20 protein-coding genes and 1 tRNA gene are annotated in these 22000 nt (G+C 64.7%); 3 read left to right on the top strand and 18 right to left on the bottom strand.

Annotated elements, in window-relative coordinates; translation table 11 throughout:
- Positions 1 to 7: 7 nt before the first annotated feature.
- The 14 genes from nuoH to H3H36_RS04595 form a co-directional block, all read right to left on the bottom strand.
- Complete coding sequence (gene nuoH / locus H3H36_RS04530) at positions 8 to 1093, bottom strand: NADH-quinone oxidoreductase subunit NuoH (protein ID WP_182214558.1); 1086 nt, start codon at positions 1091 to 1093, stop codon at positions 8 to 10.
- Positions 1093 to 3420 carry an NADH-quinone oxidoreductase subunit NuoG gene (nuoG, locus tag H3H36_RS04535; RefSeq protein ID WP_182214560.1) on the bottom strand — a complete coding sequence of 776 codons (2328 nt, stop codon included), beginning with the start codon at positions 3418 to 3420 and terminating at the stop codon, positions 1093 to 1095. Before nuoG ends, nuoH begins: the two co-directional genes overlap by 1 nt.
- Before the next feature lie 22 nt (positions 3421 to 3442).
- Complete coding sequence (gene nuoF / locus H3H36_RS04540; RefSeq protein WP_182214563.1) at positions 3443 to 4738, bottom strand: NADH-quinone oxidoreductase subunit NuoF; 1296 nt, start codon at positions 4736 to 4738, stop codon at positions 3443 to 3445.
- Entirely contained in the window at positions 4735 to 5214 is a 480-nt protein-coding gene (gene nuoE, locus H3H36_RS04545; protein ID WP_182214565.1) for an NADH-quinone oxidoreductase subunit NuoE, read from the bottom strand. Before nuoE ends, nuoF begins: the two co-directional genes overlap by 4 nt.
- A gap of 28 nt (positions 5215 to 5242) precedes the next feature.
- Entirely contained in the window at positions 5243 to 6496 is a 1254-nt protein-coding gene (locus tag H3H36_RS04550; RefSeq protein WP_182214566.1) for an NADH-quinone oxidoreductase subunit D, read from the bottom strand.
- Positions 6496 to 7089 (bottom strand): NADH-quinone oxidoreductase subunit C, encoded by a 594-nt coding sequence (locus H3H36_RS04555; protein WP_182214567.1) that lies wholly within the window; start codon positions 7087 to 7089, stop codon positions 6496 to 6498. Before H3H36_RS04555 ends, H3H36_RS04550 begins: the two co-directional genes overlap by 1 nt.
- A 15-nt stretch (positions 7090 to 7104) precedes the next feature.
- Positions 7105 to 7581, bottom strand: coding sequence for a NuoB/complex I 20 kDa subunit family protein (locus tag H3H36_RS04560; RefSeq protein ID WP_008450353.1), 477 nt, complete (start codon positions 7579 to 7581; stop codon positions 7105 to 7107).
- 3 nt (positions 7582 to 7584) lie between these two features.
- Positions 7585 to 7944, bottom strand: coding sequence for an NADH-quinone oxidoreductase subunit A (locus H3H36_RS04565; RefSeq protein ID WP_182214568.1), 360 nt, complete (start codon positions 7942 to 7944; stop codon positions 7585 to 7587).
- Positions 7945 to 8116: 172 nt separating this feature from the next.
- Positions 8117 to 8201: transfer RNA gene (locus H3H36_RS04570), tRNA-Leu, on the bottom strand.
- Between the two features lie 177 nt (positions 8202 to 8378).
- The gene (gene secG, locus H3H36_RS04575) at positions 8379 to 8804 is read right to left on the bottom strand and encodes a preprotein translocase subunit SecG (protein WP_182214569.1); all 426 of its coding nucleotides are present in this window, start codon (positions 8802 to 8804) and stop codon (positions 8379 to 8381) included.
- A 61-nt stretch (positions 8805 to 8865) separates the two neighbouring features.
- Positions 8866 to 9612 (bottom strand): triose-phosphate isomerase, encoded by a 747-nt coding sequence (tpiA, locus tag H3H36_RS04580; RefSeq protein ID WP_182214570.1) that lies wholly within the window; start codon positions 9610 to 9612, stop codon positions 8866 to 8868.
- Between the two features lie 130 nt (positions 9613 to 9742).
- The gene (locus tag H3H36_RS04585) at positions 9743 to 10723 is read right to left on the bottom strand and encodes an NAD(P)H-quinone oxidoreductase (protein ID WP_182214571.1); all 981 of its coding nucleotides are present in this window, start codon (positions 10721 to 10723) and stop codon (positions 9743 to 9745) included.
- Between the two features lie 247 nt (positions 10724 to 10970).
- Positions 10971 to 11576 carry a tetratricopeptide repeat protein gene (locus H3H36_RS04590; RefSeq protein WP_182214572.1) on the bottom strand — a complete coding sequence of 202 codons (606 nt, stop codon included), beginning with the start codon at positions 11574 to 11576 and terminating at the stop codon, positions 10971 to 10973.
- A 49-nt stretch (positions 11577 to 11625) separates the two neighbouring features.
- Positions 11626 to 12390, bottom strand: coding sequence for a GIN domain-containing protein (locus tag H3H36_RS04595; RefSeq protein ID WP_182214573.1), 765 nt, complete (start codon positions 12388 to 12390; stop codon positions 11626 to 11628).
- A 304-nt stretch (positions 12391 to 12694) separates the two neighbouring features.
- Between H3H36_RS04595 and H3H36_RS04600 the strand changes: the two genes are divergently transcribed.
- Together H3H36_RS04600 and H3H36_RS04605 are read left to right on the top strand one after the other, a co-directional pair.
- Positions 12695 to 15433 carry a vWA domain-containing protein gene (locus H3H36_RS04600; RefSeq protein WP_229219727.1) on the top strand — a complete coding sequence of 913 codons (2739 nt, stop codon included), beginning with the start codon at positions 12695 to 12697 and terminating at the stop codon, positions 15431 to 15433.
- A gap of 31 nt (positions 15434 to 15464) precedes the next feature.
- A complete protein-coding gene (locus tag H3H36_RS04605; protein WP_182214575.1) occupies positions 15465 to 16064 on the top strand; it encodes a hypothetical protein in 600 nt (199 codons plus the stop codon).
- Here the strand turns inward: H3H36_RS04605 and H3H36_RS04610 are convergent.
- From H3H36_RS04610 to H3H36_RS04625, 4 genes are all read right to left on the bottom strand, one after another.
- On the bottom strand, positions 15996 to 16628 hold the full coding sequence (locus H3H36_RS04610; protein ID WP_229219728.1) for a hypothetical protein: 633 nt from the start codon (positions 16626 to 16628) through the stop codon (positions 15996 to 15998). The two genes, H3H36_RS04605 and H3H36_RS04610, sit on opposite strands and share 69 nt — an antisense overlap.
- Positions 16629 to 16724: 96 nt before the next feature.
- On the bottom strand, positions 16725 to 18209 hold the full coding sequence (locus H3H36_RS04615) for an ATP-binding protein (RefSeq protein ID WP_229219729.1): 1485 nt from the start codon (positions 18207 to 18209) through the stop codon (positions 16725 to 16727).
- Positions 18202 to 18912: a response regulator gene (locus tag H3H36_RS04620; RefSeq protein WP_182214577.1), complete on the bottom strand. Its 711-nt coding sequence runs from the start codon at positions 18910 to 18912 to the stop codon at positions 18202 to 18204. The genes H3H36_RS04615 and H3H36_RS04620 overlap by 8 nt, the downstream gene beginning before the upstream one ends.
- 8 nt (positions 18913 to 18920) lie before the next feature.
- Entirely contained in the window at positions 18921 to 20168 is a 1248-nt protein-coding gene (locus tag H3H36_RS04625; RefSeq protein WP_182214578.1) for an ABC transporter substrate-binding protein, read from the bottom strand.
- 516 nt (positions 20169 to 20684) lie between these two features.
- Between H3H36_RS04625 and H3H36_RS04630 the strand changes: the two genes are divergently transcribed.
- The gene (locus tag H3H36_RS04630) at positions 20685 to 21953 is read left to right on the top strand and encodes a maltoporin (RefSeq protein ID WP_182214580.1); all 1269 of its coding nucleotides are present in this window, start codon (positions 20685 to 20687) and stop codon (positions 21951 to 21953) included.
- Positions 21954 to 22000: the final 47 nt, after the last annotated feature.

Consider the following 22000-nt stretch of genomic DNA (forward strand, 5'->3'; position numbering starts at 1 on the left):
CTTTTCCTTACTTCCAGATATTCCAGGATGTCTGCATCCAGCCTGCGACGAGGACCAGCCAAACCAGGGTCAACGGGATAAATACTTTCCAGCCCAGACGCATGATCTGGTCATAGCGGTAGCGCGGGAACGTGCCGCGTACCCAGATGAACAGGGAAACGATGCAGAACACCTTCGCGAACAGCCAGAAGAAGCCACCGAAACCGCCCCAGAATTCCAGGAACTTGAACGGCGCGGACCAGCCGCCCAGGAACATGATGGACGCGAGCGTGCCGATCAGGATCATGTTGGCGTATTCGGCCAGCATGAACATGGCGTAGGCCATGCCCGAGTATTCGACCATGTGGCCGGCCACGATTTCCGACTCGCCTTCGACCACGTCGAACGGGTGACGGTTGGCTTCGGCCAGGCCCGAGGTCAGGTAGACCACGAACAGCGGCAGCAGCGGCAGCCAGTTCCACGACAGGAAGTTGGCGCCGTGTTCGACGAAGTAGCCTTTTTGCTGGCCGGCGACGATGTCGATGAAGTTCAGCGAACCGGACACCATCAGCACCACGACCAGCACGAAGCCCATCGGGATCTCATACGAAATCATCTGGGCCGAGGCGCGCATGGCGCCCATGAACGAGTACTTCGAGTTCGACGACCAGCCGGCGATGATGATGCCGTACACTTCCATCGAAGTGATCGCCATCAGCAGCAGCAAGCCGGCGTTGACGTTGGCCAGCACGGCTTCCGGACCGAACGGCACCACCGACCAGCAAGCCAGGGCCGGCATGATGGTCATGATCGGGCCCAGCACGAACAGGCCAGGGTTGGCCTTGGTCGGCGTGATGATTTCCTTGAACAACAGCTTGAGCGCGTCGGCGATCGGCTGCAGCAGGCCGGCCGGCCCCACGCGGTTCGGACCGACGCGGATCTGGATCCAGCCGATGAACTTACGCTCCCACAGGGTCAGGTAAGCAACCAGACCCATCAGTGGCATCAGCACGACGACGATCTTGATCATGGCCCACACCAGGGGCCAGACAGGCGCCAGCACACTGGCGGCGCCGGCATTGTTAATGGCGGTGACGAATTCAGGCAGAGCCATTATTTCCCCTCTCCTGCTTTTTCAACTGTGATGGAACCGAACATGCTGCCCAGGGCGGCGGTCGACGCGTGCGCGGCGGCCACGCGCACGGCGTTGGCAGGCAGGCCGGCGTCGATGGCGGCGACCAGGATGGCGCTGCCGGAACCCTGGCTGACTTTGACCTTGTCACCGGCCACCACGCCCAACTGCTGGGCCAGTGCGGTGGACAGGTGCGCTTTCGGCGCGGCGGCGTCGGCCGTTTTCTGCAGCGACTCGGCGCGGCGCACGATGGCGTCGGCGAAGTAGATCGGCACGTCGGTCACGCGCTCAGGAGCGTTGCCAGCACCGAACGCGGCTGCCACAGGGGCGGCCTTGGCGGCATTGTTCAGGCGGGCCGACACGTCGGTCACGCCGGCGCCCAGCACTTCGTCGCGGATCGCTTCCGAAGTTTCGTAGTCGAAGCCCGACAGGCCCAGCACGTTACCGAGCACGCGCAGCACTTTCCAGGCCGGACGGGTGTCGCCCAGCGGCTTGACGGTGCCGTTGAAGCTCTGTGCGCGGCCTTCGCAGTTGACGAAGGTGCCCGAGGTTTCGCTGAATGGCGACACGGGCAGCAGCACGTCGGCGTAGTCCATGCCGTGCTTGTAGGCCGACATCACCACCACCATGTCGGCGCGCTTGAGCGCGTCGGCCGCTTGTTGCGGGTTGACGGCGTCCAGTTGCGGTTCCACGTTGAGCAGCAGGTAAGCCTGTTTCGGCGTGCTGAACACGGGCGCGGTGCCGCTGTTGGCGTTGGCGATCCAGGCGCCCACGGTGTTGGCGGCTTCCGTCAGCACGCCCAGCTTGGCGCCCGTCTGTTCGGCGATCCATTGCGCGGCGGCGTGCAGCGCGGCCGCTTGCGGATGTTGTACGGCGGCGTTACCGAGCAGCACAGCCTTGTTGTCACCGGACAGCAGGCTGGCGGCGATGGCGGCGGCCGTGTCGGACACGGTGACAGCCTCGAAGCCGGCCGGTGCGGCCACTTCCTTGGCCTTGGCCACGGCAGCGACCACTTGCGACAGCGCGGCCAGCCAGTCGGACGGCGCGGCGATCATCTTGTTGGCGATGGTCATCAGCTGGTCGTCGTCGGCCGCGTGCAGGATGGACAGCTTGGCGCCGCCCTTCACTGCCGTGCGCAAACGGGTGGCCAGCAGCGGGTGATCCTTGCGCAGGAACGAGCCGATCACGAACGCGCGGTTCAGCTGCGCGAAGTCGGCGATAGCCATGCCCAGCCATGGCTTGACGTCGGCGGCCAGCGAGAAGTCGCTGTGGCGCAGGCGCGTATCCACGCTGTCCGAGCCCATGGCACGGGTCAGCTTTTGCAGCAGGTGCAGTTCTTCCAGCGTCGAGTGCGGCGTGGCCAGTGCGGCCAGCGCGTTGGCGCCGTGTTCATGCTTGATGTTCTTCAGGCCGTGCGCCACGTATTCGAGGGCGGTCTGCCAGTCCACTTCCTTCCATTCGCCGCCCTGCTTGAGCATGGGGGCGGTCAAACGGTCAGCGGCTTCCAGGCCTTCGTACGCGAAGCGGTCCTTGTCCGAAATCCAGCATTCGTTGATGGCTTCGTTTTCCAGCGGCAGCACGCGCTTGACCTTGCCCTGCTTGACCTGAACGATCAGGTTGGCGCCCAGGCCATCGTGCGGGCTGACCGATTTGCGGCGCGACAGTTCCCAGCTGCGGGCGCTGTAGCGGAACGGTTTCGACGTCAGCGCGCCGACCGGGCACAGGTCGATCATGTTGCCCGACATTTCCGAGTTGACGGTCTGGCCGACAAACGCGGTGATTTCCGAGTGTTCGCCGCGGCCGATCATGCCCAGCTCCATCACGCCGGCCACTTCCTGGCCAAAGCGTACGCAGCGGGTGCACTGGATGCAGCGCGACATTTCCTGCATGGAGACCAGCGGGCCGCCATCCTTGGGCGCCACCACGCGTTTTTCTTCCTCGTAGCGGGACTCGCCCTTGCCGTAACCGACGGCCAAGTCCTGCAACTGGCATTCGCCGCCCTGATCGCAGATCGGGCAGTCCAGCGGGTGGTTAATCAAGAGGAATTCCATCACGGACCGTTGTGCCTGCACGGCCTTGTCGGACGCGGAGCGCACGATCATGCCGGCCGACACGGGCGTGGCGCAAGCGGGCAAAGGCTTGGGCGCCTTTTCCACTTCGACCAGGCACATGCGGCAGTTCGCTGCGATCGACAATTTCTTGTGATAGCAGAAGTGCGGAATGTAGGTTCCCAGTTTGTTGGCGGCGTCCATCACCATGCTACCAGCAGGGACTTCGACTTTTTTGCCGTCTATTTCGATTTCAACCATGGTGATCGTTACCTGACGCAGCTTAGATGTAAGCGGGCACTAAGCAATGCTTGTGCTCGACGTGATATTCAAATTCTTCGCGGAACTGTTTGACGAAAGCCCGCACCGGCATCGCCGCCGCATCGCCCAGCGCGCAAATGGTGCGGCCCTGGATGTTGTCGGCGATCGAGTTCAGCATATCCAGGTCCGACGCGCGGCCCTGGCCATGTTCGATACGATGCACCATGCGGTACATCCAGCCCGTGCCTTCGCGGCAAGGGGTGCATTGGCCGCACGACTCTTCAAAGTAGAAGTAGGACAGGCGTTCCAGCGCCTTGACCATGCAGCGCGTTTCATCCATCACGATCACGGCGCCCGAGCCCAGCATGGAGCCGGCCTTGGCGATCGAATCGTAATCGAGGTCGGTGTCCATCATGATCTCGCCGCGGATCACCGGAGCGGACGAACCGCCGGGGATGACGGCCTTGATCTTCTTGCCGCCGCGCATGCCGCCAGCCAGTTCCAGCAGCTTGGCGAACGGGGTGCCCAGTGGGACTTCGTAGTTGCCTGGCAGGTTCACGTCGCCCGAGATCGAGAAGATCTTGGAGCCGCCGTTGTTCGGCTTGCCCATGCCCAGGTACTTCTCCGGACCCATGTTCAGGATGAACGGCACGGCCGCGAAGGTTTCCGTGTTGTTGATGGTGGTCGGCTTGCCGTACAGGCCGAACGACGCGGGGAATGGCGGTTTGAAGCGCGGCTGGCCCTTCTTGCCTTCCAGCGATTCGAGCAATGCCGTTTCTTCGCCGCAGATGTAGGCGCCATAACCGTGGTGCGCGTGCAGCTGGAAGCTGAACTCGCTGCCCATGATCTTGTCACCCAGGAAGCCGGCGGCGCGCGCCTCTTCCAGCGCTTCTTCAAAGCGCAAGTATTCCTGGAAGATTTCGCCGTGGATGTAGTTGTAGCCCACGGTGATGCCCATGGCGTAAGCGCCGATGGCCATGCCTTCGATCAGCGCATGGGGGTTGTAACGGATGATGTCGCGGTCCTTGAACGTGCCTGGCTCGCCCTCGTCCGTGTTGCAGACCAGGTATTTCTGGCCGGGGAACTGGCGCGGCATGAAGCTCCACTTCAGGCCCGTGGGGAAGCCGGCGCCGCCGCGGCCGCGCAGCGACGACGCTTTCAGGTCGGCGATGATCTGCTCGGGAGCGATCTTCTCTTGCAGGATGCGGCGCAGCGCGCTGTAGCCGCCGCGCTTGACGTAGTCTTCCAGATGCCAGTTCTGGCCATCCAGGCCGGCCAGGATGACCGGGTCGATGTGTCGGTTATGGAGTGACGTCATTTCTTGAGTTCCTCGACCAGGGCGTCGATCTTGTCGTTGGACATGAAGCTGCACATGCGGTGGTTGTTCACCAGCAGCACCGGCGCGTCGCCGCAGGCGCCCATGCACTCGCCTTCGATCAGCGTGAACTCGCCGTCGGCCGTGGTGTCACGGTAGTCGATGCCCAGCTTCTCTTTCAGGTGGTGGGCCGCGCGCTCGCCGCCCGACAGGGCGCAAGGCAGGTTGGTGCACACGGTGATCTTGTGCTTGCCGACCGGCTTGAGGTTGTACATATTGTAGAAAGTGGCCACTTCCTGCACGGCGATGGCCGGCATGCGGATGTAGTCCGCCAGTTCCTGCATCACTTCGGGCGAGATCCAGCCCAGCTCAACCTGGGCGTGGGCCAGCGAAGCCATCACGGCCGACTGGCGCTGGTCGGCCGGGTACTTGGCCAGCTCGCGGTCGATTTTTTTGTAGCACTGCTCTGATAACAACATACTTTTGCCTTTCGGACTGTCTTTTCGCTTAGCGGTCGATTTCGCCGAAAACGATATCCTGGGTACCAATGATGGTCACGGCGTCGGCGATCATGTGGCCGCGCGCCATTTCGTCCAGCGATTGCAGGTGGGCATAGCCCGGCGCGCGGATCTTCATGCGGTACGGCTTGTTGGCGCCGTCCGACAGCAGGTAGATGCCGAACTCGCCTTTCGGGTGCTCGACGGCGCTGTACGCTTCGCCCGGCGGCACGTGGAAACCTTCCGTGAACAGCTTGAAATGGTGGATCAGCGACTCCATGTTGGTCTTCATGTCGACGCGCGACGGTGGCGCCACCTTGCGGTTGCTCGACATGACAGGACCCGGATTGTTGCGCAGCCATTCCACGCACTGCTTCATGATGCGGTTGGACTGGCGCATCTCTTCGATACGCACCAGGTAGCGGTCATAGCAGTCGCCGTTGGTACCGACCGGCACGTCGAAGTCCATCAGGTCGTACACTTCATACGGCTGGTGCTTGCGCAAGTCCCAGGCGATGCCCGAGCCGCGCAGCATGGCGCCGGTGAAGCCCATGGCCAGCGCGTCTTCGGGCTTGACCACGCCGATGCCGACGGTACGCTGTTTCCAGATGCGGTTGTCGGTCAGCAGCGTCTCGTATTCGTCCACGTAGGTGGGGAAGCGGCGCGTGAAGTCCTCGATGAAGTCGAGCAGCGAACCCTGGCGGTTCTCGTTCAGCGCGGCGATCTTCTTGTCGCTGCGGATGATCGATTTCTGGTGCTGCGGCATGGCGTCCGGCAGGTCGCGGTAGACGCCGCCCGGACGGTAGTAGGCCGCGTGCATACGGGCGCCGGACACGGCTTCGTAGCAGTCCATCAGGTCTTCGCGGTCGCGGAACGCGTACAGGAACGGGCCCATGGCGCCCACGTCGAGCGCGTGCGCGCCCAGCCACAGCAGGTGGTTCAGCAAACGGGTGATCTCGTCGAACAGGACGCGGATGTATTGCGCGCGCAGCGGCACTTCCACGCCCAGCAGCTTCTCGATCGCCATCACGTAGGCGTGCTCGTTGCACATCATCGACACGTAGTCGAGACGGTCCATGTAAGGCACGGACTGCAGGTAGGTCTTCTGCTCGGCCAGCTTCTCGGTGCCGCGGTGCAGCAGGCCGATGTGCGGGTCGGCGCGCTGGATCACTTCGCCGTCCAGCTCCAGCACCAGGCGCAGCACGCCGTGCGCGGCCGGGTGTTGCGGACCAAAGTTCAGGGTGTAGTTTTTAATTTCGGCCATTATTTCGTCCCGTAATTTTCTTCGCGGATCACGCGCGGTACATTTTCACGCGGCTCGATCGTCACAGGCTGGTAGATCACACGCTTCTGTTCCGGGTCGTAACGCATCTCGACATAGCCCGACACCGGGAAGTCCTTGCGGAACGGGTGGCCGATGAAGCCATAGTCGGTCAGGATGCGGCGCAGGTCGTTGTGGCCGTCGAACAGGATACCCATCACGTCGAACGCTTCGCGCTCGTACCAGTTGGCGGTGCGCCACAGGCTGGTCACGGACGGCAGCAGCGGCATGTCGTCGTCGGCGGCGAACACGCGCACGCGCACGCGCCAGTTGTGCTTCACGGACAGCAGGTGCACCACGACGGCGAAACGCTGGCCATCCCAGGCGCCTTCGCCATAGTTGAGGTAGTCCACGCCGCACAGGTCGATCAGCTGGTCGAAGCCCAGCGACTTGTCATCGCGCAGCGTGCGCATCACGTCGAAGTAGTCGGCGGCCTTGACCACCAGGGTGATCTCGCCCAGCGCCACGGTGGCGCTAACGCGATCGCCCAGGGCGGAGCCGAGGGCGTTTTGCAGTGTTTCCAAATGTGTAGTCATAGTTGATGCGCCCCGTTAGCGTGCGATCGTGTTGGTGCGCTTGATCTTGTTCTGCAGCTGCATGATGCCGTACAGCAGAGCCTCCGCCGTCGGCGGGCAGCCCGGCACGTACACGTCAACCGGCACGATGCGGTCGCAGCCGCGCACCACGGAGTAGGAGTAGTGGTAGTAACCGCCGCCGTTGGCGCAGGAACCCATCGAGATCACCCAGCGCGGTTCTGGCATCTGGTCGTAGACCTTGCGCAGCGCGGGAGCCATCTTGTTGCACAGCGTGCCGGCCACGATCATCACGTCGGACTGGCGTGGCGAGGGACGGAACACGACGCCGAAGCGGTCCATGTCGTAACGGGCCGCGCCCACGTGCATCATCTCAACCGCGCAGCAGGCCAGACCGAACGTCATCGGGAACATCGAACCCGTACGCGCCCAGTTGATCAGCTTGTCGGCCGAGGTGGTGATAAAACCTTCGTTTAATACGCCTTCAATAGCCATGGCTTATTCCCAATCAAGGGCACCTTTCTTCCAGATATACCAAAAACCGACCACGAATTCGGCGATGAACACCATCATCGTCACGAAGCCGGCCCAGCCCAGTTCGCGCATGGAGACGCCCCACGGGAAGAAGAATGCCGTTTCCAGATCGAACAAAATAAAGAGGATCGCGACCAGGTAGTACCGGACGTCGAATTTCATGCGCGCGTCTTCGAAAGCTTCGAAACCGCATTCATAGGGGGAGAGTTTTGCAGAGTCAGGCTTGTTGGGCCCGAGCAGGTGACCCAGGACTTGGGGCAGGATACCAACGCCGAGACCGACGAGGATGAACAACAGGACGGGGAAGTAATTTTCGAGGTTCACGATTGATAAGCTTGATGTTGAACGATCGGTTGAAGGACACACTGCAGTGTTGCGGTATTGCGTTGCAGTGATCTTAACGTCCGACCCAAATCAACAGCTTAGACCAGGATCGAACGACACATCCTCGTAAAAAAGCCAGCTTAGGTACTCCCCTTGCTGGCCTCTGATTTTTTGGTGCCGACGACGAGACTCGAACTCGTACAGCTTGCGCCACTACCCCCTCAAGATAGCGTGTCTACCAATTTCACCACGTCGGCATTCATTAAGGCCGCTATTCTACTGTGTTTTGCGCACTTTGTTAATGCGAATTGCACTAAAACAAGGAAGAAAAACGATAAATCTTTACTGAATCTCACTTTGGATTGTTTTGACAGCTTTCACTGCCAAAACAATAGGCAAGACGTTTACTGTATTACAAATGACTGACTTGTTGCTTACTTCGGAATCGATGCGGCGGGCGCGGGCGCGGCAGGTGCCGGCGCAGGCGCAGCCGGCGCAGCAGGCGCGGCCGCAGCAGGCGCAGTCGTCGCAGGGATGGCGCCAGCGCCGCCAGCCGGTGCGGCAGGGGCCGGCGCAGGCGCCGCCACCTTATCCATCACGCCGCCACTCACGCCGGTGCTGCTGTGCGTTTGCAGGAACGACAGGCCCAGCGTGGCGCTGAAGAACAGGATCGCGGCCACGGCGGTCGACTTGGACATGAAGTTCGACGAGCCGGAGGCGCCAAACAGGCTGCCCGATGCGCCGGAACCGAAGGCAGCGCCCATGTCGGCACCCTTACCATGCTGCATCAGCACCAGGCCGATGATGGCCAGCGCCGACAAGACTTGCACCACAACGATCAGATTGTACAAAGTGTTCATGTTATTTCGTTTTCAGAGTAAATAAGTTCTCAGCTTCCGCCCTGCCCCACCGCCCGCGCGCTCAGTGCGCGTGGATGATGGCCAGGAAATCCGCTGCCTTCAATGCCGCACCGCCGATCAGTCCGCCATCGATGTCTGGCATGGACAGCAATTCCTTGGCGTTGTCCGGCTTCATGCTGCCGCCGTAGAGGATATGCACGCCAGCGGCGGCCTGCGCATCCTTTTCCGCCAGCTGGGCACGCAACACCTGGTGCACGTCCTGCGCCATTTGCGGCGTGGCCGTCTTGCCGGTGCCGATGGCCCAAACGGGCTCGTATGCCACCACAATCTTCGCCACATCGCCGGCACCAATGGCTTCCAGCACGGCGCCCAGCTGTGCGCGCACGACCGAGTTGGTCTGGCCCGCTTCGCGCTCGGCCAGCGTTTCACCCACGCACACCACTGGCGTCAAACCGGCGGCCAGCGCGGCCACGGCCTTCTTCGCCACCAGTTCACTGCTTTCGTGATGATAGGCGCGGCGTTCCGAGTGCCCCACCAGCACATAACGGCAAGCGAAATCGGCCAGCATGGCGGCCGACACTTCACCCGTGTAGGCGCCGGCCGCGTGGACCGACACGTCCTGCGCACCCCAGGCGATGGCCGTACCCTGCAAGGCCGCCTGGCACTGGGCCAGGTATGGCGCAGGCGCGCAGACCGCGCAGGCCGCGCCGGAGGCGCTCAAGCCAGCGGCGATACCGGACAACAACTCCGCATTGCCGGCAAGGCTGCCGTTCATTTTCCAATTACCGATGACGAGTTTGCGTCGCATAGTAGCCTAATTTTTTATTAACCCGTTATTCTAACGTGCGGCCGGAAGGCCGGTCAAACCAGCGGCATGTCCCGCTGGGCCAAAATTGGCGCATCGATGCGGATTTGTGGCGTTATCACCCCAAAATGCTTCAAATCACCTGCAACATGATTTTGCCGACGTGGGTGCTGCGCTCCATCAGTGCGTGCGCCTCGGCCGCCTGGTCGAGCGGGAACACTTGATAAATGACAGGCTTGATCTTGCCTGCTTCGAACATCGGCCACACGCGCTGCTTCAACTGGGCCGCGATGGCCGCCTTGAAGGCGACGGAACGGGGCCGCAAGGTGGAGCCCGTGATGGTCAGGCGCCGGCGCAATACCTGCCCCAGATCCACCGTGGCCTTGGCGCCACCCAGCAGCGCGATCAGCGAAATGCGGCCATCGTCGGCCAGGCAGGCAATTTCGCGCGGCAGGTAGTCGCCGCCCACCATGTCCAGGATCACGTCCACGCCGCGCTCATTGGTGAGCGACTTGGCCAGCGCGGCGAAATCCTCGGTCTTGTAGTTGATGCCGCGCTCGGCGCCCAGTTGCTCGCAGGCGCGCGCCTTGTCGTCGCTGCCGGCCGTGGCGAACACGCGGTGGCCCATGGCGGCGGCCAGCTGGATGGCCGTCACGCCGATGCCGGACGTGCCGCCCTGCACCAGCAGCGTCTCGCCGCCGCGCAAGTGGGCGCGGTCGAACACATTACTCCAGACGGTGAAATAGTTTTCCGGCAGCGAGGCGGCTTCCAGCGCCGACAGGCCGCGCGGCACGGGCAGGCATTGCTGCACGGGCGCCACGCAATACTCGGCGTAACCGCCGCCCTGCACCAGCGCGCACACCATATCGCCGCGCGTGAAGTCGCTGCCGGCCAGGTCGCCGTCCACGATCTCGCCGGCCACTTCCAGGCCCGGCAGGTCGGAAGCGCCCGGTGGTGGCGCATAACTGCCCTGGCGCTGGAACACGTCGGGCCGGTTGATGCCAGCCGCATGCACCTTGATCAGCACTTCGCCCGCCTTGACAGCCGGCATGGGACGTTCGCACAGTTTCAGCACATCGGCCGGGCCCGGCCTGGTGATCTCGATTGCGCGCATGACGCTTCCCTCGTGAGTGGAAAGGGAAGATTGTACTTCAGGGCGGCCCCGCGCGCAGGCCGTTCCAAAAGGCGGGGGTCAGGTCCGGCAACACGCCATATTGCCGGCGCGATGCCGGACCTGCCCCCGCCTCGTGCCCCCGCCTCGTGCGCCACGGTGGCGCGATGCCGGACCTGACCCCGCCTGTGACCCCGCCTCGTTGACCCCGCCTCGCTTCAGCCGAGGATCTGTCCCTTCGGCCTCGCCATCAACCACCTGTGCGCGATTGGCGCGGCAGTGGCGTATTCGGCTTCCACGCGGCCGACAGCGCCTGGCCTTCCTCGATCTGCTCCTGCGTCATGCTGCGCAGCACGGCCGCGCGCTGTTCGGCCGCGTTCGCGGAGCCACCGGCGGCGGCCAGGTTCCACAGCATGTAGGCGATCACGTTATCCTGCGGCATGCCGCCGATGTGATAGCGGTACATCAGGCCCAGCACCTGCTGCGCCTCCGCATGCCCCTGCTCGGCCGCCTTGCGGAACCAGACGATGGCTTGCTTGTGGTCCTGGATCACGGCGTTGCCCGTGTAGTACATGGCGCCCACCACGTACTGCGCGTCGGCCTTACCCTGCAGTGCCGCCTTGCGGTGCCATTCCAGCGCCTGCTTGTAATCCTGCGGCACGCCGCGGCCCATGTAGTACATCAAGCCCAGCAGGTGCTCGGCGTCGGCGTTGCCGGCCTTGGCCAGCGGCAGGATCTCGCGGTAGGCGAGCGCGTAGTTCTTGTTGTTGTAAGCCATGGCGCCATCGGCGAAGCCGGCGTACGCGGCCTGTTGCATGGCCAGCAGCAGACAGAGCGCAAAGAGTATTTTTTTCATGTTGCGTTTGTAAGTGTAAGTCTGACTATTCATCATCGCGCCGCCCGCCTTATTTCCAGCTGACCTTGCCCAGGCCATCCACGCTCACGTTGCGGTTGGCCGGCTTGCCGTACACGGTGACGGAACCGAGGCCGCTCAGGTTGAGCGTGGCGTCGTTGCGGGCCGTGACGGTGGCGTTGCCCAGCCCACTCAAGTCCACCTCCACGGCGTCGGCCTGGAACTGCTGCGCGTTCAGGCCGCCCAGCCCGCCCAGCGAGGCACGCAACAACTTGCTGCGCCCGCCCAGCGTGATGTAGCCGGCGCCATGCATGTCCAGCTCCACCAGATCGTTCTCGCTGACCCACAAATGCATGCTGCCCACGCCACCCAGGTTGGCTTTCAGTTTCTTGTAGTCGCCCGCCACCTTCATGGAGCCGGCCCCGTCCAGCGTCAACTCCAGTTCATCGCCCATAAAACCGTTCACTTCCGTCGTGCCCACGCCTTCCGACACCACCTGGCGCAAGGCCGGCAGCACCAGCTCGGCACGCGCGCCGTTGCGGTTCAGCTTGACGCCGTGGCCTTCCGTATCGAGGTGCAAGGTGTCGCCCGTCTGCGCGGCCGTGATCTTCGCCATGGTGCGCTTGTCGGCCACGATGGTCAGCGACGCCTGCGGGCCGCGCGTCAGCTTGAGGTCGAGCACGCCGTCCAGCAACACCCGCACCACGCGCCCGTCGATGGGGCGCGACTCGGTGACGTAATCGTCGGCGGCCTGGGCCCGGTTGAACAGCGTACAGAAGGCGGCCAGCAGCAGGCTGACAGGGAGCAGTTTTTTCATTTGATTGGTTTCCTCGCGGATGCGTAGCTCGTGGATGCAGATCGTCGGCCAATGTAGCAGAGGGCGCGACGGGGCGCAGCAGAAAGCGACGAACTGCACAAATCGCAGCACAGATTGCCAAATCCGGGCTGCCGCACGCCGCTGTCGGAATTCCTGACAGTGCCACACCCGTCCGGCTGCGCCCCCGGCCACGCGCACGGGCATGGCCGGGCTCGGCACAGCGCTCGGCACAATATATGCGTGCCCGCCTCCGGGGCCACCCGGCCCGCCCGCAACCTGTCGCACCCCTAGGAAAGGAGTTGGTATGTGCACCGAACAACCGTATCGCCGCCACGTCCCGGGCCGTCCATCCCGGCGCTGGCTGGCACCGTTGCTGGCCGCGCTGGCCCTGGGCGCCAGCGGCCCCGGCCACGCGTTCTGCCCGAAGAACGGCTTCGTCTGCTTCATCACGTCCAAGTCGGCCGGCAGCCTGACCCACCAGGACATCACCCAGCGCGGCATCGAGGAACTCGACAAGCGCTATTTCGCCGTGCCCAAGCTGACCGCTTCCATGCAAAAGGCACTGGACCGCATCATCGAGGCCGACGCCAAGGTCGATGAGGACCAGACCAGCTCGGCCAAGCACTTCGATGGCGAGAACGCCGTCGGCGCGCAATTGCGCCTGGCCACGCTCAAGCAGAACGTGCTCGATGCGCTGCGCAGCGATCCCATCAACGCCGCCGGCGCGCGCGACAACCTGGGCAGCGCCCTGCACACCATCCAGGACTTCTACTCGCACAGCAACTGGGTCGAAATGGGCAACGGCGGCGCCAATCCCGACGTCGGCCGCCCCACCCCACTGGCCTTCGCCGGCCCCGGCGTGACCACCTGCTCCGGCTACACGGATACGGGGCTGACCTGCGCCAACTCGTCCAACCTGGTGGGCTCGCTGCTCACCAGCGGCTACTACGGCGGCGAGGACCGGGTCAAGCCGGGCAACTTCAAGTGCAGCCACGGCGGCCCGCTCGACAAGAGTTCCAAGTCCAGCGACCCGCTCGGCTACTTCCGCGAAGGCATCAACAAGGATACGCTGTACTGCGACATCTCGCCCCACAGCACCTTCCACAACACGGCCGCCGCCGCCGCCATCGCCGCCACCCAGCAGTTCGTGGAAGACATCAAGGCCGAGATCACGCCAGCCCAGCTCAAGGCCCTGCTGGGCGCCGGCCCCACGCTGGCATTCGCCATCGACACCACGGGCAGCATGGGCGACATCATCGCCGGCGTGCGCGACTCGGCCATCAGCATCGTCAACGCCCGCCTGGGCACGGACGAGGAGCCGCTGCAATACGTGCTGGCGCCGTTCAACGACCCGGACACGGGCCCCAACCTGGCCACCAACGACGCCACCGCGTTCAAGTCGGCCATCGGCGCGCTGGGCGCGTCCGGCGGCGGCGACTGCCCGGAACTGGCCATGACGGGCATCTACAACGGCCTGTCGCTGGCCGACCCCGGCGGCGACCTGTTCATGTACACGGACGCGGCGGCCAAGGATGGCGCGCTGGCCGGCGCCGTGATCGGCCTGGCCAAGAGCAAGGACATCAAGATCTACCCCATCCTGTTCGGCAGCTGTTCGCCGATCACGCCCGGCTTCCTGCGGGCGGCCGCCGAAACAGGCGGCCAGGTGTTCTTCCTGTACGGTGGCGAGGCGGGCGCCGTGACCCAGCTGGCCGACCTGGTGGGCCGCAACAACGCGGTGCAGATCCTGTCCGTGCAGGACCAATTCCCCGTGCACAAGACCTACCCCGTGCCGGTCGATGCCAGCCTGACGCGGCTCATCGTATCGGTCAGCACGGCCGTGCAGGGCTTGCCGCCGTTCGTCCACCTGGTGCGCCCCGATGGCGCGGTGATCGACGCCAGCAAGGCCACGGCCTTCCTGAACCTGAGCAGCGGCGCCATCATCTCGATCGACCATCCGATGCCGGGGCCGTGGCAGCTGACCGTGGGTGACACGTCCAGCCTCATGTACGTGAACGTGAGCGGCATCGCCGGCCTCGCGTTCAGTTCGTTCCAGCTGACCCGCTTCGGCGCCCAGCCCCCGCACCAGGGCTTGCTGGCCATCGATGGCGAACCGGGGCCGGGCCAGTCGCTGTACGCGATGGCGGCGCTGACGGGACTGAGCAGCGCCCCACAATTCCAGTTGCGCAAGAAGGACTACAGCCTGATCGCCCCGCTGGCGCTGGAACAGGACGCCACCGACGGCGGCAAGTTCTTCGGCCCCATCACCGTGCCCGGCGGCCCGTTCCTGGCCTACGCCAGCGGCACCGACAGCGCCGGCTATCCGTTCCAGCGCGTCGTCAGCATGATGGTCGCGCCCCAGACCGTGTCGATCAAGCCCCCCGCGCCCCAGGACCTGCGTCCCGGCATGACGACGGCACTGCTCTACCAGGTGCGCAACGATGGCGCGCCCGCCACCTTCAGCTTCGCGGCCACCGACGACCAGCACTACGTGGGCAATGTCAGTCCCGCCAGCATCACGCTGGGCGCGGGCGAGACGGGCAATGTGACGGTACAGTTGACACCGCCCGCCAGCGCCCGCATCGGCAGCGCCGACAACGTGACGGCGACCATCCAGAGCACCACCGACCCCGCCGTGCACAACAGCGCGTCGCTGACCAGCTTCGTGACGGGCGCCGCACAAGTACCGGGCAAGCCCAATTTCATCGCCGAGATCGTCGGCCAGGAAACGGTGGCGCCGGGCGTGACGGGCATCGACCTGCGCTTCACCAATACGGGCGCCGGCACCGCGCAGAACATGACGCTGGCCGCGCTGGCCTTGCGCACGCTCAGTGGCACCGGCACGGTGACGCTCAACACGGCGCTGTCGCCCACCCTGCCCTTGGTCACGCCCAACGTGGACGTGGGCAGCTTCTTCACCGTGCGGCTCACGTTCAACACGCCGGCCGACGTGCAGCGCTTCAGCGTGAGCGAAAGCGGCACCGTGTCCGATATCGCGGGCGTGCCGTACGCGTACGCGCAGGCGCAGGCCGTGATACCGAAGTGAAGCCCCCCAACCTGCAAGCACGGAGACACTGATGAAACTGACTTCCTTTTGCGCACTGACCGGCCTGCTGGCCGGCCTGCTGCTGGCGCCGGCCGCGCGCGCCACACCGTTCACCTTCACCTTCAGCGCCACGCCGCCGGGCGGCGCCATCACCGGCCAGCCGGGGCAACTGACGGGCTGGGGCTACGACATCGGCAACACCGACACGGTGGACTGGTTCGTGCCAACCGAACTGAGCGCTTCGTCGTTCAGCATCGGCACGCCGGACGCCAGCTATTTCGACTTCCCCATCCTGGCGCCAGGCACGCGCGCATCGCGTGCGTTCGACGCGGCCACCATCGCCGGCCTGTACGGGGTCCAGGTCTTCGCCTTCGCCACGCCGGGCCAGAGCGACAGCGGCGTGTTCACGCTGTCGGGCGAGTGGTGGGATGGTGATCCGCTGGCTGGCGGCCGCCTGATCCAGACCTCCGATCCGGTCACGACACCATTCGCGCTGCAAGTGCCCGGCGCGCCAACCTTGCCGGTGCCGGCCACGGCCCTGTTGTTGGCGGCCGGCCTGGGGCTAATGGGGAGTTGGGGAAGATGGGGACGCTGGCAACGGGTGTACCAGCGCAGCGGCCAGCAACGCTAGCAGGTCGGCGCTGGCCTGCGGTGCCGGCGCGGCCGGGCGGATGTCGAGGTAGAAGCCGGGACCGGTGCGCCCCAGCAAGTCGAGCTTCTTGCCATGGAGCTCGGTGGGGCGCACTTGCAGCACCGTGAGCCGGGTCCGCCCCGCGCCCTGCTCTTGCAGATGGACGATGAACTGGCAGGAGAACGGCGCCCCGCCCGCGTCCCAGTAGTAATCGGCATCGGGCACGATCAGCACGTCGTGGCGGCGCGCGTCGGCTGGCAATTGCAGCCAGCGCGCCAACTCCGGCGTGGGCGACAGCGCCAGATCCGTGTCCGGCGGGAACAACGGCGCGCCGAACGGCAGCGTCATGTGGTAGCGGCGATGGGCTTCACCAGCGGGCGCCAGACGCTGCATGGCGCGCAGCACCAGTTGCTGGACCTGGGCCGGCGCCTGCCCGACGACGATCGCATCTTGCTGCGCGCCCCGCGCCAGCGGCGACGCGCAGGCCAGCGCCAGCAACAGGGCGCAACACCTGGCCGCCACGCTGGCGAACCCATCCTTCATCGCGTGAACGAACCGTCTCATAGCGCCCCCTTCGACCATGCTACCAAGGCGCACGCGCCATGTCGATGGCGACGCATCAGCGGGACACAAGGGCCGGGGGCCACCCGCCAAACGAGCTCAGCTATCAAGCGGCGTGAAGGCCGCGCCGGGCAGCACGATGGTGGCACGGAAGCCGCCTTCGGGGTGATTGTCGAGCAGCAGTTCGCCGCCGTGCGCCTGCACGATGCCGCGCGCGATGCCCAGCCCCAGGCCCATGCCGCTGCTGTTTTGCTCGCGGCCATGTTCGAGCCGCACGTACGGCTCGGCCAGGCTCGCGAGCGCCTCGGGCGGCACGCCGGGCCCATGGTCGCGGATCACGATGGCGATGTTGGTGCCGCGCGGCTCCACCGCCAGCTCCACCTGTTTGCCGTAATGCATGGCGTTGTTGAGCAGGTTGCCGATGGCGCGCTTGAGCGCCAGCGGCTTGGCCGCCACGCTCAGGCCCGAGGCGGTGAACGACACTTGATGGCCGGCCAGGCGCGCATCGCGCACCATGCGGCCGAGCAAGGCGTCGAGCCGGATCTCGGTAGGGTTCTCGTGGATGTCGCTATCTTTGACAGTCTGCAGCGCGCCCTTGACCATCATTTCCAGCTCGTCCAGGTCTTCGTGGAATTCGTCGCGCAACTGTTCATCGTCGAGCAATTCCGTGCGCAGCTTCAGGCGCATGATGGGCGTGCGCAGGTCGTGCGAGATGGAGACGAACAGCCGCTCGCGGTCCGCGATGTAGCGGTTGATGCGTTCGCGCATGGCGCTGAACGCGCGCACCGTGTTGACGAATTCGCGGCTGCCCGTCTCCGGCAATTCCGGCATCCGTTCGCCGTTGCCGAAGGCGGTGGCCGCTTCCGACAAGGCCGCCAGCGGCCGCGTGGTCCAGCGCACCACGAGAATGCACAGCAACAGCACGGCGCCCAGCGACAACGCCTGCAGCAACACGCGGTCGCGCGTGAGCGGGTTGCCGCTGTCGAGGAAATACGGATTGGGCATCAGCGTGGCCAGGTACAGCCAGTTGCCCGGCCCCATCTCGGCCTGGATCAGCAGGATGGGCGCCGGCGCCGGCTTGGTCAGCACCACGTTCTGCACCCAGCCTTCGGGCATGTCGTTGAGCGTGGTGCCGTCGTCGCTGACGGGCAGGTGGTCGGGCCAGGCGAAATCGATGCGCAGCTTGCTCAGGTTGGGCACGTCCTCCTTGAGCGTGGTGCGCACTTGCGCCTTGGCCACCTCGGCCAAGGCCTGTTCGCCGATGCCGGGTATCTCCACCGGCGCCCGGTTGACGTTGACGAGAAAGCGCGTGCCGCCCATCTCGCGGAATTGCTGGATGATGAGCGGCCGGTAATTGGCTGGGAGGCTCAGGAAGAAGCGCACCACCTTCGATGCGCTGTGGGCCAGGTGCTGGGTAGCGGTGCGCACTTCCACTTCCGCTTCCGCGTGGCGCTGGGTAGCCCACAGCCAGTTGCCGGCCAGCTGGGTCAGCAGCACGCCCGCCACCATCACCACCACCAGCCGGCCCAGCAGCGAGGGCGGCAGGACGCGCGCCAGCCAGCGGCCCGGACGCAGCTTAGACATTGCTGGCCGTAACATCGGCGGAAAATACATAGCCGGCGCCGCGTACGGTCTTGATCAACAGCGGCTGGCGGCCGCCGTCGTTCAGGCGCAGGCGCAGGCGGCTGATCTGCACATCGAGGAAACGGTCCATGGGGCCGGCGTCGCGGCCACGGGTTTCCTCGCAGAGCACATTGCGGTCCAGGATGTCGCCCGCGTGTTCGACAAAATACTTGAGCAGCTGGAAATCCAGCCCCGTCAGCGGCACGTGCTCGCCGTTGGGGCCGGTGACGGTGCGTTCGACCGTGTCCAGCGTGTAGCCGACGAAGCGGTAGAAGCGTGGCGCGGCCACATTGTCCATGCCGGTGCGGCGGTGGATGGCCTTGATGCGCGCCAGCAGCTCGCGCGGGCTGTAGGGCTTGGAGATGTAGTCGTCGGCACCCAGTTCCAGCCCCACCACGCGGTCCGTCTCGTCCGAGCTGGCCGTGAGCATGATGATGGGCACGTTGGAGCGGCGCCGCACCATCTTGCACAGGGCAAAGCCGTCCGTGTCGGGCAGCATCACGTCCAGGATCACCAGCGACAATTCGTCGGCATAGCGGTTGAACTCGGCCGTGAAGGTTTCGCCGTTGTGGGCCAGGCCCACGTCGTACTGGTTCTTCTCCAGGTAGGTCTTGAGCAGGGTACGGGTCTTTTGGTCGTCGTCGACTATCAGTATCTTACGCATGGTGTTGCCTAGTGTGTCTTGGTGTAGGTGCGCGCGATGGTGGCCAGGCGGCGCTGGATATCGGCCACGGTGACGCCATCGTCGAGGAAATAGCGGTGCAGCTCGGCCACCATGGCGTCGCGCACGATCTCGTCGGTGGCCATGCGGTGCACCAGGCTGGGGATCTGGGCTGCGGGGCCGCTGGAAAACAGTTTGTAGGAAGCGCGCGCGCAACTGTCCATCTTCGCCAGCGCGGGATTGCGCAGCACGGAAATGGAACCCTTGATCTGATTGTAGTCGTTCTGCAGCGCCGGCGTCATGATCAGGGCGGCCAGCTTTTCCTGGGCCGGCCGGTGCGATTCGCGCGTGGCCAGCATGCTCAGCGTGTCGATGTTGTACAGGTGGTAGTTCGCCGTGCCGGGCACGACGGCGCAGCCGAAGCCATCATCAACGGCCAGGCCGCGCGTGACGAGCTCCCCCTTGGCCCAGTCGCCCATCACCAGCATGGCCGCTTTACCATCGGCCAGCTCGCCGGTGGCGTCGTCCCAGGTGCGCTCGGGCACCGGCTGGTCCATCCATTTTTTCAGGTGGCGCAAACGGGTCAGCGCGTTGGCCAGCTTCGGGTCGGCGTAGGCGGCCGCGTCGCGGCGCTGGAACAGGGCGCGGTAGAGCTCGGCGCCTTCGGACAGCACCAGCGTCTCGAACAGCGTGGCCACCTGCCACGGTTCGCTGCTCTGGGCCAAGGGCACCACGCCGCCCTGCTGCAGCACGGCGGCCACGTGCTCGAATTCGGCCCAGGTCGCAGGCGGACTCAGCTTGAACTGGCTGAACAGCTTGCGGTTGTAGAACAGGGTGTTGATGCGGTGGATGCCCAGCGGCGCCGCGTACACATGGCCGTCGGACTGGATGGCGGCGGCCACGGTCGGCTGCAGCAGCTTGTCCCACTTGCCAGCGGCGGCCACCGCGTCCAGGTCCAGCAGCAGGCCGAGCCTTGCCCAGTCGCGGATCACGATGCCATTCACCTGCGCCACTTCGGGTGCATCCTTGGCCAGCATGCGGCTGCGCAGCACGATGCCGGCGCCCACGCCGGAACCGTTGGGGATCATGCCATCGCGCCAGGCGATGCCTTCGTCGTTGAGGCGGGCGGCGACCAGGTCGACAGCCTTGCGTTCGCTGGCCGATTTCCACCAATGCAGCACTTGCAGGCCGTCCGCCTGGGCGGCGCCCCATGCGGCCAGGCACACCAGCGGCAGCAGCCGGCGCAGCGTTTTCACCATGTCTCCTCACTCCAGCGACGATCCACCTCGTCGGATGAACCTGTTCTTTTGCCTCGCGGCGATATGTCCGCCATCTTGCCGCTGAGACTATACCTTAACTCGCGCAACAAACGTTGGTAAGCATGTTCAGCATTTTGCAAGAAAGCGTTTGGAATTGTTGCGTTTTGTTGCAGCGGCCGGCATACCGCTCCGCGGGCCGCGGCGCCCGCCATGACAGCCAGAACGGCCATCCCGCGCGCCCGGCCATTGTAAAGAAATGTAAGCACTGGCCAGCACCAAAAAACGCATAAACGCCATTAAATCAAGCACTTAACCATATTTCAAAATCGGAAAAGTGTCTGAGTAGCATCACAAAAGGGCCGATGTTACTGTGCACTTGCCGTAGCAAAAAACTACAACATCCACCGCAGCAGCAACACAAGTGTGGCAGGTACGCCGGCATGGAACGAGAGATACCGCGGCAGAAATGCCGACGCATCCGGGTCCGCACTGACAACCAACGAGGAGACTGTCGTAATGAAACATACCGTCCTGAAAACCCTCCCGGCCATGCTGGCCCTGGCCCTGGCCAGCGGCGTCGCCCACGCCGACGCCTTCAACGATACCGAGGGCTTCCACGGTTACCTCCGCGCCGGCGCCGGCGCCAGCTCGACCCACGGCCCGCAAAGCTGCTTCGGCCTGGGCGGCCCCACCCAGAGCTACCGTCTGGGCAACGAGTGCGACAGCTACACCGAATTCGGCTATACCCACGAACTGGCCAAGTCGGAGAACGGCGCCACCTTCGTCGGCACCCTGTGGGCCAACGCCTACAAGAACGGCTCCGACTTCGGCAACGCCCCGCTGAACCTGGCCAAGGCCTACGTGGAAGCACGCAACCTGCCCTTCATGAACGGCGGCACGGTCTGGATCGGCAAGCGTTACTACTACCGTCCTGACATCCACATGCTGGACATGCAGTTCATTAACATGAACGGCACCGGCGGCGGCCTGGACAAGATCAACCTGGGCCCAGGCAAGATCAGCTACGCCGTGTTCAAGGATAACGACCAGAACCAGTACGACCCCAACCTGTCGACCGTCGTCAACACCACGGCCGCGGTCCGCCAGAACCTGGTGTACGAAGGCCTGCCCGTCAACGCCGGCGGCACGCTGGACGCCGCCTTCACCATCGTCACGGCCCAGGGCAAGGGCACCCAGGACCACAACGGCTGGAACGCCTCGCTGTTCCACAAGCAGGCCGGCACCTTCGGCGGCGGCAACACCTTCGGCGTGCAGTACGGCGTTGGCCCTGGCACCGGCATCGGCGGTCCTTGCTGCGCGCGTATCGGTTCCTCGGGCAGCACCACGCTCGGCTCCGACGTGACCCGCGTGCGCGTGTTCGACGACCTGTGGATCCAGCCCACCAAGCAGTTCAGCGCCGAGATGGTGGCCCTGTGGCAGAAGGACAAGTCCGATGCCAACGGCAGCACCACCTGGACCACGGCCGGTATCCGTCCCGTGTACGCCTTCGCGCAAAACTTCAAGCTGCAGGCCGAACTGGGCGTGACGGGCCTGAAGTCGGGCACCACCGGCGAGACGGCGCGCCTGACCAAGCTGACCATCGCCCCGACCATCACCGTGGGCGAAGGCTTCTGGCAGCGTCCTGAACTGCGCGCCTACTTCACCTATGGCAAGTGGAACAAGGAAGCGACGGCCCTGGTCAACGCGGCCAACAATTCCGGCCCCGTGTACGGCAACGGCACCAGTGGTTCCTCGATCGGCCTGCAGATGGAAGCCTGGTGGTAATCGGCCCGGCAATCTGCCAGCCCGACACCCCGCTTTACCCGTAGCCT

It is taken from the genome of Rugamonas fusca (assembly GCF_014042365.1).
Classification (GTDB): Bacteria; Pseudomonadota; Gammaproteobacteria; order Burkholderiales; family Burkholderiaceae_D; genus Rugamonas; species Rugamonas fusca.

Bases quoted from the DNA above. Each gene is read 5' to 3' on its own strand.
- nuoH (WP_182214558.1), bottom strand. From the start codon at position 1,093: ATGGCTCTGCCTGAATTCGTCACCGCCATTAACAATGCCGGCGCCGCC.
- nuoG (WP_182214560.1), bottom strand. From the start codon at position 3,420: ATGGTTGAAATCGAAATAGACGGCAAAAAAGTCGAAGTCCCTGCTGGT.
- nuoF (WP_182214563.1), bottom strand. From the start codon at position 4,738: ATGACGTCACTCCATAACCGACACATCGACCCGGTCATCCTGGCCGGC.
- nuoE (WP_182214565.1), bottom strand. From the start codon at position 5,214: ATGTTGTTATCAGAGCAGTGCTACAAAAAAATCGACCGCGAGCTGGCC.
- H3H36_RS04550 (WP_182214566.1), bottom strand. From the start codon at position 6,496: ATGGCCGAAATTAAAAACTACACCCTGAACTTTGGTCCGCAACACCCG.
- H3H36_RS04555 (WP_182214567.1), bottom strand. From the start codon at position 7,089: ATGACTACACATTTGGAAACACTGCAAAACGCCCTCGGCTCCGCCCTG.
- H3H36_RS04560 (WP_008450353.1), bottom strand. From the start codon at position 7,581: ATGGCTATTGAAGGCGTATTAAACGAAGGTTTTATCACCACCTCGGCC.
- secG (WP_182214569.1), bottom strand. From the start codon at position 8,804: ATGAACACTTTGTACAATCTGATCGTTGTGGTGCAAGTCTTGTCGGCG.
- tpiA (WP_182214570.1), bottom strand. From the start codon at position 9,612: ATGCGACGCAAACTCGTCATCGGTAATTGGAAAATGAACGGCAGCCTT.
- H3H36_RS04585 (WP_182214571.1), bottom strand. From the start codon at position 10,723: ATGCGCGCAATCGAGATCACCAGGCCGGGCCCGGCCGATGTGCTGAAA.
- H3H36_RS04590 (WP_182214572.1), bottom strand. From the start codon at position 11,576: ATGAAAAAAATACTCTTTGCGCTCTGTCTGCTGCTGGCCATGCAACAG.
- H3H36_RS04595 (WP_182214573.1), bottom strand. From the start codon at position 12,390: ATGAAAAAACTGCTCCCTGTCAGCCTGCTGCTGGCCGCCTTCTGTACG.
- H3H36_RS04600 (WP_229219727.1), top strand. From the start codon at position 12,695: ATGTGCACCGAACAACCGTATCGCCGCCACGTCCCGGGCCGTCCATCC.
- H3H36_RS04605 (WP_182214575.1), top strand. From the start codon at position 15,465: ATGAAACTGACTTCCTTTTGCGCACTGACCGGCCTGCTGGCCGGCCTG.
- H3H36_RS04610 (WP_229219728.1), bottom strand. From the start codon at position 16,628: ATGAGACGGTTCGTTCACGCGATGAAGGATGGGTTCGCCAGCGTGGCG.
- H3H36_RS04615 (WP_229219729.1), bottom strand. From the start codon at position 18,209: ATGTCTAAGCTGCGTCCGGGCCGCTGGCTGGCGCGCGTCCTGCCGCCC.
- H3H36_RS04620 (WP_182214577.1), bottom strand. From the start codon at position 18,912: ATGCGTAAGATACTGATAGTCGACGACGACCAAAAGACCCGTACCCTG.
- H3H36_RS04625 (WP_182214578.1), bottom strand. From the start codon at position 20,168: ATGGTGAAAACGCTGCGCCGGCTGCTGCCGCTGGTGTGCCTGGCCGCA.
- H3H36_RS04630 (WP_182214580.1), top strand. From the start codon at position 20,685: ATGAAACATACCGTCCTGAAAACCCTCCCGGCCATGCTGGCCCTGGCC.